Consider the following 15414-nt stretch of genomic DNA (forward strand, 5'->3'; position numbering starts at 1 on the left):
GGCTATGGAAGTAATTACTTTGCCTACCTTTTAGATGCTTGTCGACGTGGCCTACGCTAACCGCTCACTCAACCAGCGGCCAATATCACCCACCTGCTGGGGGCAAAGCGCATGGGCCATCGGGTACAAGCGGTAGCTCACGCCATAGCCCATTGCTTTTAAGCTCTCGACTCCGCTGCGGCCTAAGGTTACCGGCACAATAGGGTCGAAATTACCGTGGTGAACCTCAATAGGAATATGCCGATTGGCTTCGGCAAGCGCTATGCTATCGGCAGTAGCAAAGTAGGTCGACATTGCCAACAAGCCACCTAGCGGTTGTGGGAACGATAGCGCAGCTTGGTAGGCAACGGCTCCACCCTGGGAAAAGCCAGCTACAATAATTCTTTGACTATCAATCCCTTGGTCAAGCTGCTCTTGAATGAGCGCCTGAATCCTCTCAGCAGATTTTTTCAGTTGCTCTTCATCCACTCGACGCCCCAAATCTATCGCCAGGATGTCATACCAAGCAGAAATTACCATGCCACCATTAATGGTCACTGGTAGGCGCGGCGCATGGGGCATAATAAAGCGCACATGAGCATCTTCAGGTAACGTCAGCGCAGGTACCAACGGCTCAAAGTCGTGTCCATCGGCACCTAAGCCATGAATAATAAACACACACGCATCGGCGGGTTGACCATTTTTCGGCTCAATAATCAGTTCGCCAGGGGCTGTCATGGAGTTGATTCCTTGCTGAATTTAAAAACGCCACCCTAGCGCAAAGCAGCGTTAACAGCGAGTTATTGTCAGCTTAAAACGGCCAAACTAACGGAATCAGCGTCAGGGCAATCGCCCCTGTAAGTAGGTTCAAGCCAGCCCCAACGCGTAAAAAGTCACTGATGCGATAGCCACCTGGGCCATGCACCATTAAGTTGGTTTGATAGCCAATTGGCGTAAGAAAGCTAGCCGAAGCAGCGAACATCACAGCCACTACATAGGGCATAGGGTTAACTCCCAAGCTTTCTGCTGCCGCCATCACCACCGGAAAAATAATTACCGCAGCGGCATTATTGGTAACTAACTCAGTGAGTAACGCAACCACACAATAAGTGCCAATTAGCAGTAACAGTGGATTACCTGCGACAAGGGAAAGGACTCCTCCGGCAATTTCATCGGCAGCTCCGGAGCTCTGCAGAGCCGCGCCTACGCCAAAAGATGCAGCAATGGTCAACAGCACTTGGGTATCTAACCCACGTTTGGCAGCCCCTACTGTGCAACAGCCGGTTAGTAGCACCAGCGCAGCCCCAAGCATGGCAGCGTTTAACATACTCAATACGCCTAACGCTGCCAGCAGTACAGCACCCAATAGAATCGCCCAGGCCAGCGGAGCCTTTTCATGCACCGGACGCGCTGCGCCGTTTAGCTCACTGATTAGCAGGAAGTCTTTTGATTGACGGTGACGCTCAATAAATGGCGGACGGGCTTCCAGCAGCAGCACATCAGCAGGCTGCAAACGCACTTGCCCCAGGTTGCCTTTTACCCGCTCGCCACCTCGGCAAACGGCCAGAACAGCGGCGCCATACAGGGTTCTAAAGCGCCCATCTCGGATACGCTGGCCAATAAACTGACACTGGCTGGAAACCACCGCTTCCACCAGCCGGCGCTCGTTAAACTCTTTTTCCAAGCTGGAAGCGCCATCATGGGAAGGTATCAAACCACGAATCTGCTGCAGCTCAACGGCAGCATCTGATGTGCCCACAAATACTAGCCGATCTCCTGCTTTTAGACGCTCCCCAGGGCCTACTACGCTCACCACATTACCGGCACGCTCAATTTCTACCAGAAAAAGCTCCTGCAAATGGCGTAGCCCAGCCTCTTCCACCGTCCGGTCAACCAGCACACCAGCAGGGTCAACTTCCATTTCAATCGTGAACTCACGGGGGTTAGCAAACGCTTTTGCCATGCCCTCGCGGGAAGGCATTAGACGTGGCCCAAGCAAAATTAGGTAAGTAAGCCCAGCCACTGCAACAGGAATACCAACCCAGGCTAAATCAAACAACCCCATGGCAAGATTGGGATACCGCTCGACCAGCAACCCATGCACCACCAAGTTAGTACTGGTACCGAATAAAGTGATAGTTCCCCCTAAAATCGACGCGAAACTCAGCGGCATCAAAAGCCGCTGCGGGGAGAGCCGTAGCCGTCGGCTCCAACTCATCACCGCAGGAATATAGGTGGCTACTACGGGAGTGTTATTGAGAAATCCACTTAAGGAAGCCACTGGCAACAGCAGTCGCACAAGTGCTCCCCGCTCCCCCCGAGGCCGACCCAGTACATAGCGAATAATCAGATCAATACCGCCAGTTTCGCGAATACTAGCCACCAGCACGTACATAAACGCCACAGTAAACAGGCCGCTATTTGAAAAGCCGCCCAACGCCTGCTCTGGGTTGATAACTCCCAAGGTCATTAATACCACTACCGCGCCGAGCAGAATAATATCTGGGCCAAGGCGCGATAGCGCCATCAGCGGGAAGATAGTGAGCACTACCCCAACTGCGATCCAAGCATCCAGCGACATAACCCTGTGTCCTTAGTAACAAGCTTTATAAAAAGCCTTAACGAAAAAGCATGGGTCATTGTGCCGCCTCTCAGATATTCTAAAAAGTTATTTTTAGAAACACACTAAGACCAAAAAAGAATATATGATTGATTAGTGAGGTGTGAGGTGTGAGGTGTGAGATCTTGGCCAGTTTAATGGCTTAGGCAATTTGGCAACAAAAAAACCCCGCACTTGGCGGGGTTTTCATCACTGTTAGCGTTATACGCTAACAGTTAACATCATCAGTTCTGATTAAAGAACTTTGATGTTAGAAGCCTGAAGGCCTTTTTTACCCTGGGTAACGTCGAAGGAAACCTTCTGGCCGTCTTGCAGAGTTTTGAAGCCGTCAGCTTGAATTTCGGAGAAGTGTGCGAACAGATCGTCGCCATTGTCGTCCGGAGAAATGAAGCCAAAACCTTTAGTGTCGTTAAACCACTTAACGGTACCAGTTGCCATGATCGAAATCCTCAATATAGCTTGATGTAGAGCCGGGTAATACCCGAGTTGCAGTGGGTAGAACAAGAAACTTTCACCAGACTAAACGCTTGGGCGTTTCGATACTGCTGACAACGTTCGACTTGCTAACCAACTGCTTTTAGCATGCGCTTAACTTAGCCGCACGTCAACACTATGATAGAAAAAAATGACAATGCAATTAATTTTCTTCCAGAATCCAATTTGCTGCCTTTTCAGCGATCATCAACGTCGGTGAATTGGTGTTGCCGCTGGTAATTGTCGGCATGATTCCTGCGTCCGCCACACGCAATCCCTTCACTCCACGCACCCTAAGCCGTGCATCTACCACCGCCATAGGGTCATCAGCCCGGCCCATTCGCGTAGTGCCTACCGGGTGAAATATCGTCGTACCAATATCACCGGCTAGACGCGCCAGCTCATCGTCGGTTTGGTATTCAACCCCAGGCTTCACCTCAACCGGTGCATATTTAGCAAACGCAGGCTGCTCAGCAATTCGTCGCGTCACTCTCAGCGAGTCGGCAGCTACCTTGCGATCTTCCGGCGTACTTAAATAGTTAGGAGCGATGGATGGTGCTTGGCGCGGGTCGCGGCTTTTCAAACGCACTGTTCCCCGGCTGGTAGGGTTTAAGTTACACACGCTGGCGGTAATTGCCGGATAGGGATGCAACGGCTGCCCAAAGGCTTCCAGGCTTAGCGGCTGAACGTGGTACTGAATATTTGGGTGAGTGTACTCATCGGAGCTGCGCGTAAAGGCGCCAAGCTGCGAAGGCGCCATGCTCATCGGACCAGTACGCTTGGTCAGATATTCCCAGCCAATAGCGGCCTTCCCCAAGAGGGTACCGGCCATAACATTAAGGGTTTTGGCATTGCTTACACGATACACCGAGCGTATTTGGAGGTGATCTTGCAAGTTTTCACCCACTCCCGGCAGGTCATGAACGAGCGCTATATTATGGTCGCGAAGGTGCTTAGCAGGCCCCACACCAGACAGCAGCAACAAATGCGGTGAGCCAATCGCTCCCGCGCACAATACCACTTCCTTTTGCGCACTCACCCTCACAGGCTCGCCGTTTCGCACTACCTCTACCGCGCAGCAGCGAGGCATACCTTGCTTTTTTTCAAAGCAGAGCCGATTTACCTGGGTAGAGTGCCACAACGTTAGGTTGTCGCGCTTGAGGGCAGTTCGTAAAAAGGCTTTGGCGGTATTCCAGCGCCAACCATCCTTCTGGTTTACTTCAAAATAGGCAACACCTTCGTTGCAGCCTCGGTTGAAGTCTTGGATGCGTGGAATGCCCGCCTGAGTGGCAGCTTCAGCAAAATCATCCAGTACCTGCCAGTTAAGGCGCTGCTTTTCTACTCGCCACTCTCCACCATGTCCATGAAATTCCCGGTGGGTAGCATCACTGTCTTTGCCTTCATCCAGCCGGTAGTGGTGCTCATGCTTAATAAAGTCGGGCAGACAGTTTTTCCAACACCATTCGTCGCTACTGGTCACCTCAGCCCAGTGATCATAGTCCCGTGCCTGACCACGCATGTAAATCATCCCGTTGATGCTGGAGCAACCGCCCAGAGTTTTGCCACGGGGGTAGATCAACGAGCGGCCGTTAAGCCCTTTGTCGGGTTCAGTGCGAAACAGCCAGTCAGTGCGCGGGTTATTAATACAGTAGAGATAGCCCACCGGGATATGGATCCAGTGGTAGTTATCGCGGCCACCCGCTTCAATCAACAGCACCTTGTTATTGGGGTCAGCGCTTAGCCGATTGGCCATCAGGCACCCTGCGGTGCCTGCACCAATCACGATATAGTCGAAGTTGTTATTAGCTACGTATGACATGAGCTTGGCTCCCGTAACATGGTGGCGCTACTTAGCCGTAGGCATTACAAACTCAGCGCCCGCATCAATGGAGTCGGACCAGCGCTGCATAATCGATTTCTGTTTGGTATAAAAACGCACACCCTCTTCACCGTAGGCGTGGGTGTCGCCAAATAGCGAACGCTTCCAGCCACCAAAGCCGTGCCACGCCATGGGCACCGGAATAGGTACATTAATGCCCACCATACCCACCTGGATACGACGACCAAATTCACGAGCGATACTGCCACTCTCGGTGAAACAGCTCACTCCGTTACCAAACTCATGGTCGTTGATCAATTGAATCGCTGTGGCAACGTCGGGCACTCGTACGCACACCAGTACCGGACCAAAAATCTCTTCTTTATAGATAGTCATTTCAGGGGTGACGTGGTCAAACAGTGTGCCGCCCATCCAGAAGCCTTCACTGCAGCCCTCACCCGCCTGGCCAGAATCAAAGTCACGGCCATCTACCACGAGCTGAGCGCCTTCAGCCACGCCTTTTTCGATATAGCCGGTAATACGCTGGTGCGCCTGCTGGGTCACAATCGGCCCCATTTCTGCATCTAGCTGCATGCCGTCTTTAACTTTCAGTGTTTTGGCACGCTCGGTTAACATAGGCACGATCTCATCGGCCACATCGCCTACCAATACCGCCACGCTAATCGCCATACAGCGCTCACCCGCACTGCCGTACGCAGCACCAATCAACGCATCCACTGCTTTGTCCAGGTGAGCATCAGGCATCACCACCATGTGGTTCTTCGCTCCACCCAGTGCCTGCACGCGTTTGCCGTGCTTGGCACCGCGCTCGTAAATCAGGTTAGCAATCGGCGTAGAACCTACAAACGAAAGCGCTTTAACATCAGGATGGTCAATCAGTGCTTCAACGCTATCTTTATCACCCTGCACGACGTTAAACACGCCGTCCGGCAAACCCGCCTGTTTTAACAGTTCAGCAATCATCAGCGATGCACTAGGGTCTAAGGGGCTGGGCTTAAGAACAAAGGTATTGCCCGCTGCAATGGCAATCGGGAACATCCACATGGGTACCATCACGGGGAAGTTAAACGGTGTAATACCTGCTACCACACCTAGCGGCTGGCGCAGAGTCCAGTTATCAATACCAGTACTCACTTGCTCGGTATAGTCACCTTTGAGCAGCTGCGGAATGCCACAGGCGAATTCAACAATATCGATCCCCCTGGCCACTTCACCCTGGGCATCGGTAAATACTTTGCCGTGCTCTTTGGTAATCGCTTCGGCCAGAGCATCTTTATGGGCGTTAAGCAGCTCCAAAAACTTAAACAATACCCGGGCGCGGCGAATGGGCGGGGTATCGGCCCAGGCTGGAAATGCCGCCTGAGCAGCCTGCACAGCAGCCTCTACATCCACCTGGGAAGCCAATGACACTAGCCCTGTTACTTTACCAGTAGCGGGATTAAATACGTTTTGAACGTTAACCGAGACGCCTGCGCTTACTTGACCGTTAATAAAATGGTGAATGGCTGTTGTGGTCATGGAGCTACCTTTATAAAGAGTGCTTAAGTCATCAGTGATACCCCATCAGCCTACCCCCGTTTACACGGCAATCAATTGAGTAATTTTTAACCTAGATATAAGCTTTACTAATAACATTACAATAGCAGGAGCCCATTGATGCAGGAGTACGCAGCACTACGTGCCTTTGTCACCGTCGCACGCACCGGTAGCGTTTCACGGGCTGCGGAACAACTGCACCTTACCCAGCCTGCCATCAGCCTAAAGTTGAAGCAGCTACAGCAGCACCTAGGCTTAACGCTGTTTACCCGCCGCCCTCAAGGGTTAACGCTTACCGCCGATGGCTACGCGCTGCTACCCGCCGCAGAGAATGCTTTAGCCAGTGCTTTAGCCTTTGAGCAAAGTGCCAGCGCCCTACACAGCACTCTGCGGGGTAAACTAAAAATTGGCACCATAGTCGACCCTGAGTTTATCCGCCTCGGCGATTTTCTTAGCCGATTGATGGCCCGTGCACCACAGCTGGAAACCGAGCTACACCACGGTATGAGCGGTAGCGTGTTAGTGGATGTGGAACAAAGCGACTTGGACGTGGGCTTTTTTCTCGCTCCGCCCGGTGAGGGTACTGACAATGAGGCGCTTGCCTGGCGTGAGCTCACTCACTTCCATTACCACGTAGTGGCGCCTGCGGGCTGGGAAGCAAAGCTAGCAGATACCCGATGGGAAGTGTTGGCACAACTACCCTGGATTGTGACACCTCCTGTTTCGGCCCACCACCGGCTGCTGAAGCGTGTATTAGCCAACAGCGGCGCCACACCTAACCGAGTTGCCCAGGTAGACCAAGAAGCATGCATGTTAGATTTAGTGCGTGCTGGTGTGGGGCTTAGCTTAGCGCGGGATGCACTGGCCATGGCCGAACGCCAAGAGAGCGGCTTAGCCGTCGCGGAGAATGTTCGCCTGCCCTGTGCACTTAGCTTGATATGGCGCGGGGATCGTGCCGCAGAGCCCACCATTAAAGCCGCACTAGATACACTGGATACGGTATGGCCCCACCGCCCAGGCTAGAAGACGACCCACACACACGACAACCGCTTCACCTAGTCAGAGTGTGGAACCTAGTGTCATGCACTAACTCATACTCAATAAGCCCCCTTACCTTCCCTGGAGCGTTTCTATGTTCAGTATTGCCTACGCTCGCCCTTTAACGCTTTGCGTAATAGCAGCGGCCAGCTTGGGCAGCGCCTCGATTCAGGCTCAATCTAATCAAGCTCAGCCTAATCAAATTCAGCCTAACCAAACTCAGTCCAATGCCGTCGCTACGTTCGCAGGCGGCTGCTTTTGGTGTATGGAGCCTCCTTATGATCGCCAAACGGGCGTTATCTCCACCCGTTCAGGCTATACCGGCGGGGAGCGTGAGAATCCTACCTACCAAGAGATCGGACGCGGAGACACGGGGCATGCCCAAGCCGTTGAGGTAATCTTTAACCCCGAGGAACTCAGCTACGCACAGCTTCTGGAAATTTTTTGGTACAACGTTGATCCCTTTGCGGTTGATCAACAGTTCTGCGACGTTGGTACGCAATACCGGTCAGCCATTTTTTACCATGACGACAAGCAACGCGAGCTAGCCGAAGCCACCAAAGCCGAGATAGAGCAGCGCTTTGACCGTGAAGTTGCCACGCAAATTATGCCCGCTAGCGAGTTCTGGGAAGCCGAGGAGTACCATCAGGCTTACTATCAAAAAAATCCGCTGCGTTACCGATTCTATCGCCACAGCTGTGGTCGTGATAACCGTTTAGAAGAGGTATGGGGCGAGCAAGCGGGTGGGCCGACATTTCAATAAAGCTCGGACCTCAAGTATGCACAATATTACCTAGCGCCAGCGCTGCTTTTTTCACCGACATTGAGCGCCCCATACTACGCGTACCATGCTCCGAAAGCGCTTGCTGATTAGATATAGCATCACATCAGTCAAGCTTTCATTAATAACACAATTATTTTTCTGCTTATGTACAACACAGCCGAATAATTGATTTTTTAGTCTTATCAGCTCTTAAAGCCTCTTAAACCCTGATACTTGGCTATTTTGAGAGACTCTGGCCAGACCATGCTGTTGTATCAATATCTAGATCAGAAAACTTCTCTGGGCTTAATACTGGCCTTTGCACTCCACGACGCAACTGCTCCTGATAATCCCTCAGAACACGAAGGCAGGTTGGGAGTAACATTACAATTGCGACAAGGTTCACGACGGCAAGGACTCCCATCAGAGGATCGGAGAAAAAGAAAACGGCGGTAGCTCCAGGTGCAATGGCGCCTAAGAATACAACCGCCACAGTGGCGATACGTAAAGCCAGAGTAGCCATTTGGTTTTGTGTCATAACGGCGATAGCGTTTTCACCTAAATAGTAATTATAAATTATAGAGCTAAAGGCAAATAGTAGGATCATTAATGATAGAAGATATTGCGTCCAATCACCCAAATGATAGGCAAGAGATTGTTGGGTTAGTACGACACCATCGATGCTGCTGGCACCTGGGATATATATATTGCCTAGTAAGATAACAAAAGCGGTGCATGAACAAATGACAATCGTATCAATAAATACTGAGAAAGACTGTGTAATCCCTTGGCTAATAGGATGGCGAACATCTGCCGCTGCGGCAACATTAGGAGCAGAACCTAAGCCAGCCTCGCTAGAGAATAAGCCGCGACGGATACCTTGTGCTATAGCGGCTCCCATACCACCTCCTACGGCTTCTTCAACCCCAAAGGCATTAGCAAAAATACTAGCAATCACACCTGGAATTTCACCTAAGTTAAGCAGAATAATTACCAATGCCATCAGGATATATATCCCTGCCATTAACGGCACAACAACTTCAGAAACCTTGGCTATACGGCGGATACCACCAAATACAATAATTGCGGTAAAAAATGCTAAGAGTGCTCCCGTCACGTAACGATTGATTCCCAAACTACTCTCTACAGATCCTGCAACAGTATTTCCTTGAAATGCATTAAAACCAATCCCAAATGCAGCAAGTAAACAGATAGCATAAATAACAGCTAACCACTTGTACTGTGTTCCCAGACCGTAAATTATGGTATTTGCTGGTCCTCCTCTAAAGGTTCCATCTGGTTGCTTGCGCTTAAACAGTTGAGCCAGTGAGCATTCAACTAAGCTTGTTGCCATACCGACAAATGCAATCATCCACATCCAAAATACAGCACCTGGCCCACCCAAAGTGATCGCGACAGCAACTCCTGCAATATTACCACCGCCAACACGCCCTCCTACCGATAGCATTAATGCCGCCCTTGCGGATACACTATTTGGGTTCACCGACTCATCTTTTGATGATAAAACAGCAAACATTCGCTTAAAGTATCTGAATTGAACAAAGCCTGTCATTAACGTTATAAAGACACCAAAGATAACGAGCAGTGGAATCAATGACCACCCCCAGGTCAAATCATCCAGAACACTAAAAAAATTTTCGATAAACGTCATTATTAATTTCTCCGTTTTTGAATCTGAGATTTTTCGCCTGAGAAACTGGCTGCTACGAAATCATCTCGTGTTGTTATTTTTTTTATCTCCTCACACCAGAGTAATAAGCATCAGCAATAGATACTTGTATATTTCAGCCAATATGTTTATTTTTAAGACTTGCTTATTAATTGGATATTCAAGCAATGAGCCCCAGTCATATGGAAGATACGCCCGAAGCCTATATCACCTGGTTGGATGAGGTTTGGTCTCGTCAATTAAATCAAAAACAGGATCAGGGCCTCGTTATTGGCATCTTGCTGTGGCCTGACTTTCCACTCATGTCCTTAACGGGGATTATTGAAAGTTTGCGGCATGCCGGAGATTTTGGTGATCAATCTAGGCAAATTGAAGGTCGATGGGAAATCCTGGGTAACCCAAATGTGCCAGTAAAGGCGAGTTGCGGTTTAGAGTTTAGACCCACTTGCCATTACACCCATCCGGCAGAATTTGATTACATTTTTGTCATCGGTGGTTTGCTGAGCCAATTGAACAAGGCCCCGTTAAGGCACCGTCAATATATTCGTCTTGCCCGTCAGTCATCTTGTACGCTGGTGGGGGTTTGTACGGGCAGTTTTATCCTAGTTGAAGAGGGCTATTTAGATACTCTAAAGGCCTGCATACACCCTTACCATCAACGTGACTTTGAGCAGCGTTTCCCGAGGTTCTTTTATACGACACATAAGGATTTCAGCATAGACGATGGTTTAATTACGGTTCCAGGCGGCACTTCTATTCTTGCACTTATGTCGCATATTATCTCAACGCATTATGGTGCCGATCGTTCAGCTAAAGTCTCTCATCAAATCTCTTTGCCGGAAAGGCGAGGAGTTAGTCATTTTGAGCGTTCAGCGCTTATTCGCCATATGGAAATCAAGGACCCGAGAATCCAAAAAGCGATCGCGATCATTGAGCATGCGCAAGAGACACCTTTAAGTGTCTCAGAGCTTGCGAGGCAACTGGGTATGAGTGAACGTCATTTCTCAAGGTTGTTTTCTGCTGAGGTTGGTGTTTCACCGAGAGAATACCTACTTAAAATGCGTTTGAAACTGGCTGTGTGGCTGTTACAGCACACGTCTAAACCTATCACATCTGTGGCCTATGATGCGGGGTTCTCAAGCGTTGCACACTTATCGACCTTATGTAGCAAACGCTTTGGAATAACGCCATCTGAAATACGTAAAGGTGGCTCCATATCAAGAGTTGATTAGAGAGGTGACCTGCTCCGCAGCCCCAAGGGATAGAGTCCAGCCTAGGGTTCCGTGCCCTAAGTTCAGATACAAACCCGCTAGACTTCCTCTTCTAATAATCGGTTGAGAGGAGGGGGTAACATAACGGGCACCTGACCAAACCCTTTTGGGTGGGCCTTGGTCTTCGCTAAAAAAGAGTGGAAACGCTGCTCGTGCAGTTTGCATAAGTGTATCGCAGCGATTGGCAGCGAAGTGAAATCTGTGGCGACCAATGTCAGCAAGACCTGCAACTCTTAATTCGTTACCTAAGGGAGCAAATACCAGCTTGCGTTTAACATCAGTAATGGATGTCTGCATAGCCTGTTGGTGAGCACGGGTGGTAAACGAATAGCCCTGTACGGGCCACATATCACCCAGCGAGCGATCTTTGCTCGGTAAGAGATCACAGGACTGCCCCGTGGTGATAACTAATGTATCACAGCTAAGAGGAGCAGAGTCTCTGAAACACACGCCCGTAACCCGATTTTTAGCGTGATCAATACGTTGTACTTTCTGATTGAACAGCGTTTTTAAACCATACTCACGTTGGAGAGACTCTACCAGCTTCTGACAAAATGCATCTGGGCGACCAACAGCATCCCCTGGACTATAAGCAACGGCGGCAATCGGGTCTGGATAATGCGCCAGTGCAGGTTCAATCACCGTGGCTTCTTCTCGTGTTAAGACAGACAGTTTAAATCCGTGTTTCCTTTTTTGCTCCAGTATCTTTGTGTACTTTTGGCAACTCTCAAGTGTTGGATAGAGCAACATTTTGCCATTAACATCGTAATCAAACTCAATCGGGTGTTTTTCAAGCAACTCCAATAACAGTGTGTGGCTCCGTATGGCTATTCGAGATAATGCTAAGGTGTTATTCGAAAAACGAGCAGGCGTTGAGTTGATCAAAAAGCGCACCCCCCAAGCCAAAAAATCAGGATCGGCCTGCAGTGTGCAGCGGTATGCCGGATCTTTTTTCAGTAAAATGCTAGGAAGTTGAGCAAGTAACGATGGTGACGCCAGTGCATCACAATAAGCATAACTTAGCTGTGCGCCATTCTGATGACTTGACCCCATGGCGGGAGCGTTTTTTTCATCCAGCAGAGTGACGGCAAAACCCGCTTTACATAACATATAGGCTGATGCGACGCCTGCAACTCCAGCCCCTATAACAATGGCTTTTTTCATTTTAATTGTCATCATCTACGATTAGAGTTAACTCAATTTCAACCGGAACTCCACGAGGTAACGAGCTGACACCGATTGCAATGCGCGCATGTTCCCAGCGGTCAGGGAATATTTCACGTAAAAGCTGAGAAGCTCCATCAATCACTTTGCCGTGTTGGGTAAAGTCAGGCGTTGCCGCTACATAACCCGCCAAACGAACAAACTGTCTGATTTTGCTGATATCACCTACAAGTGTTTCGACCTGCGCCAACGCATTTAAAATAGCGATACGCGCATTTTGCTGCCCCTCTTCAATACTGACGGTGTCTCCGACAATGCCGACGGTCATTACAGTCTCTTTAACCAGAGGGACTTGGCCTGAAATAACCACTTGATTGCCCACTCGAATGGCGCCCATAAAAGGCCCAGGTGAGGGCGGAGCAACTGGCAAAGAGATGCCTAAATTCGTCATACGTTCATAAGTATTCATCGAGTATCTCAGCGGCTGTTGACTACGCTAGGTGTATGTAAGTGATGATTGAGCAGCGGCTTGGACAAACCCCCGCAGCAGGTTTTTATCAAATTCAGATAACTGAAATTCCGGATGCCACTGCACGCCAATGCATAAACTATTTAACCGCCCTTCAATCGCTTCGACTATGCCGTCAGGTGATAGAGCCGTAACATGAAAGTTGCCTGAGCCAACCAGTGATTGGCGGTGAAAGCTGTTGACCCAAGCGGTCTCCGAACTATGTTGCGCTCTTAGCCATGAGTCATGACCTAACTGAACCTCATGGGCAGTACGGTTTGGCTGTGAAAAAGGTAGGTGTAGGCTTTGAGCCTCTGCGCCTTGAATATCTTCGACCTTTGCGCCAAGTAACTCACCTATGATCTGCATGCCGTGACAAATACCTAAAACGGGAATGCCGCGATCAAATGCAGCGGCTAGTAGCTTTTTCTCAAAATCTGTACGTATTGATGATGAGCCACTTCCTGGAGCCGATCCTGAAAATAAAATTCCGTCAGATTGATCAATCAGGTTTGGAATTAAATCTTCAATAAAGGGAGCCAATAAGGGCAAAGCACCGGCTTGAAACAGTGCTTGTGCATAGTTGGCATTACAGTGATAGATGAGTTCACTTGCCGTTACTTCTAAATCTTGAATCAACAAGATGGTTGGGGCTTTTTTATGTGTAATCAATTTGTTCATGAAGATCACGCTATAGGTATGGGCAACGATCAATACGCTACCTCTTTATAGACAAAACAGAGTATCGCGAGCTTCATGCCATTAATTATATAAAAAAGACAAAATTTACAACTTAAAGACATTTGAGATGCATTGCTCTGAAACAGCCAGCAATTATGTATTAATGAATCTCATCTAGTTTCATTAACTGCTCAGGCAATAGCTTCTAGTCTGCAGGAGCCGCCACACCGATGTCAGTAACCACTAACTAAAGCGCTTGCAAATGTAATAGCACTACTTGCATGGCGCATTACTAAACAGCTTCACATACCCATTATGCGAGGCTACCAATTTTGTACTATATTGACCGCACATCAAAATAGACCGGTCGATTAAGAATTCAGGGGCTGAATGTTTGGACCCCAGCGTTGATCTATAGATAGGAGATCTTATGAGCAACAGTATCACGACGATTAACCCGACTAACGGTGAAACCCTCAAGGCCTATACGCTGATGAACAGCGATGAAGCCAAGCAGGTAGTGGATGCCTGCCATAAAGCATTCTTAGATTGGCGACTTGAGTCTCTGGAGAGTCGTGCCAAGACAGTTAAAGCGATCGGTCAGGCGCTGCAAGAGCATAAAGAAGCGCTTGCGGACCTGATTGTTAAAGAAATGGGCAAGCTACCCAGCCAAGCGCGCCAGGAAATTGATCTGTGTACCGGCATTTGCGATTACACGGCTGAACATGGCCCGACAGCCTTAGCGGATGAAGAGCGCCAGCCAAGTAATGGTGCGCATGGCTTTGTGACCTATGCTCCCATGGGCGTCATCTACGGCATTCAGCCGTGGAACTTCCCTGCTTATCAGGTAGTCCGCTACTCCATTGCCAATATCATGGCAGGTAATGGCGTACTACTTAAACACGCTGAAAACGTTACCGGTAGCGGCCTATTGCTGGAGCAAATCTACCGTGAAGCAGGTCTTCCGAAAAATGTTTTCCGCACCCTTGTGATCTCACATGACGTCTCTGACGAGGTGATCGCTCATCCTGCGGTGCGTGGAGTTACCCTAACGGGCAGCGACAGAGCAGGTCGTACAGTGGCTGCGAAAGCCGCTGAATACCTCAAGAAAACCGTGCTGGAGCTGGGCTCAAATGACGCTTACTTAGTGCTTGATGATGCCGATATGGATGTAGCGATCGATACCTGTGTGCAAGGGCGTGTCTATAATGGCGGACAAACCTGCGTTGCAGCCAAGCGTTTTGTGGTCACTGAGAAAAACTATGAGACGTTTAAAGAACGCTACGTAGAGCGCATGCAAGCACTGAAAGCTGGCGACCCGGCTAAAGAAGATAGCGACCTTGGCCCTATGGCACGTGTCGATCTGCGCGATGCGCTCCATGAGCAAGTGAAAGAGAGTGTCCGCCAAGGTGCAACGGTTCTTTGCGGCGGTGAAAAACCCTCGGGTAAAGGCGCATTTTATCCAGTAACTGTGCTGGACAACGTAACTCCAGGCCAGCCCGCTTATGACGACGAACTGTTTGGCCCCGTTGCAGCCCTGATCCGTGCAAAAGATGATGAAGATGCCATGCGCATCGCTAACGATAGCCGTTATGGCTTAGGCGGCGGTATCATTTCCAAAGACGTAAAGCGTGCCACTGAGCTTGCCAGCAAGTACTTCGATACCGGTATGGTGTTTATTAACGGCTTTGGCGTTGCCACACCAGAAATGCCCTTTGGTGGCGTTAAGGACTCTGGCTACGGGCGTGAGCACGGCAACTTCGGCATGCACGAATTCATCAATGTGAAGTCGGTGATTGTAGTTAAAGAGTAACTCCGATAAACGCCTGGGCTTTGGCCCAGGCACTTTT

The 15414-nt window shown here is 49.6% G+C and carries 13 protein-coding genes; 4 read left to right on the forward strand and 9 right to left on the reverse strand.

Features of this window, described 5'->3' with window-relative positions:
• Positions 1-51: 51 nt before the first annotated feature.
• The 5 genes from CPA45_RS17265 to CPA45_RS17285 form a co-directional block, all read right to left on the reverse strand.
• Positions 52-717: an alpha/beta hydrolase gene (locus CPA45_RS17265; RefSeq protein WP_096653657.1), complete on the reverse strand. Its 666-nt coding sequence runs from the start codon at positions 715-717 to the stop codon at positions 52-54.
• Positions 718-790: 73 nt separating this feature from the next.
• Complete coding sequence (locus CPA45_RS17270) at positions 791-2560, reverse strand: SLC13 family permease (protein ID WP_096653659.1); 1770 nt, start codon at positions 2558-2560, stop codon at positions 791-793.
• 273 nt (positions 2561-2833) lie between these two features.
• Positions 2834-3037 (reverse strand): cold-shock protein, encoded by a 204-nt coding sequence (locus tag CPA45_RS17275; RefSeq protein ID WP_009101184.1) that lies wholly within the window; start codon positions 3035-3037, stop codon positions 2834-2836.
• A gap of 199 nt (positions 3038-3236) precedes the next feature.
• Entirely contained in the window at positions 3237-4892 is a 1656-nt protein-coding gene (locus tag CPA45_RS17280) for a GMC family oxidoreductase (RefSeq protein WP_096653661.1), read from the reverse strand.
• A gap of 27 nt (positions 4893-4919) precedes the next feature.
• Positions 4920-6431, reverse strand: coding sequence for a CoA-acylating methylmalonate-semialdehyde dehydrogenase (locus CPA45_RS17285; RefSeq protein ID WP_096653663.1), 1512 nt, complete (start codon positions 6429-6431; stop codon positions 4920-4922).
• Between the two features lie 138 nt (positions 6432-6569).
• Here CPA45_RS17285 and CPA45_RS17290 point away from each other — a divergent pair, with 138 nt between their 5' ends.
• Together CPA45_RS17290 and msrA are read left to right on the forward strand one after the other, a co-directional pair.
• Entirely contained in the window at positions 6570-7472 is a 903-nt protein-coding gene (locus tag CPA45_RS17290) for a LysR family transcriptional regulator (RefSeq protein ID WP_096653665.1), read from the forward strand.
• A 109-nt stretch (positions 7473-7581) separates the two neighbouring features.
• Positions 7582-8250 carry a peptide-methionine (S)-S-oxide reductase MsrA gene (gene msrA / locus CPA45_RS17295; protein WP_096653667.1) on the forward strand — a complete coding sequence of 223 codons (669 nt, stop codon included), beginning with the start codon at positions 7582-7584 and terminating at the stop codon, positions 8248-8250.
• Between the two features lie 238 nt (positions 8251-8488).
• Here the strand turns inward: msrA and CPA45_RS17300 are convergent, their stop codons facing one another.
• On the reverse strand, positions 8489-9922 hold the full coding sequence (locus CPA45_RS17300; RefSeq protein ID WP_096653669.1) for an alanine/glycine:cation symporter family protein: 1434 nt from the start codon (positions 9920-9922) through the stop codon (positions 8489-8491).
• A gap of 200 nt (positions 9923-10122) precedes the next feature.
• Here CPA45_RS17300 and CPA45_RS17305 point away from each other — a divergent pair, with 200 nt between their 5' ends.
• Entirely contained in the window at positions 10123-11172 is a 1050-nt protein-coding gene (locus tag CPA45_RS17305) for a GlxA family transcriptional regulator (RefSeq protein WP_165771575.1), read from the forward strand.
• Here CPA45_RS17305 and CPA45_RS17310 read toward each other — a convergent pair.
• Genes CPA45_RS17310 through CPA45_RS17320 form a run of 3 tightly spaced genes read right to left on the reverse strand, consistent with a single transcriptional unit; the run spans position 11158 to position 13564 of the window.
• A complete protein-coding gene (locus CPA45_RS17310; protein ID WP_165771576.1) occupies positions 11158-12375 on the reverse strand; it encodes an FAD-dependent oxidoreductase in 1218 nt (405 codons plus the stop codon). The genes CPA45_RS17305 and CPA45_RS17310 overlap by 15 nt on opposite strands.
• A gap of 1 nt (position 12376) precedes the next feature.
• On the reverse strand, positions 12377-12844 hold the full coding sequence (locus tag CPA45_RS17315) for a RidA family protein (protein ID WP_096653675.1): 468 nt from the start codon (positions 12842-12844) through the stop codon (positions 12377-12379).
• Positions 12845-12871: 27 nt separating this feature from the next.
• Positions 12872-13564 carry a gamma-glutamyl-gamma-aminobutyrate hydrolase family protein gene (locus CPA45_RS17320; RefSeq protein WP_133066796.1) on the reverse strand — a complete coding sequence of 231 codons (693 nt, stop codon included), beginning with the start codon at positions 13562-13564 and terminating at the stop codon, positions 12872-12874.
• Positions 13565-13994: 430 nt separating this feature from the next.
• Between CPA45_RS17320 and CPA45_RS17325 the strand changes: the two genes are divergently transcribed.
• Positions 13995-15377: an NAD-dependent succinate-semialdehyde dehydrogenase gene (locus CPA45_RS17325; RefSeq protein ID WP_096653679.1), complete on the forward strand. Its 1383-nt coding sequence runs from the start codon at positions 13995-13997 to the stop codon at positions 15375-15377.
• Positions 15378-15414 lie beyond the last annotated feature (37 nt).

Source organism: Vreelandella nigrificans, assembly GCF_002374315.1.
Classification (GTDB): Bacteria; Pseudomonadota; Gammaproteobacteria; order Pseudomonadales; family Halomonadaceae; genus Vreelandella; species Vreelandella nigrificans.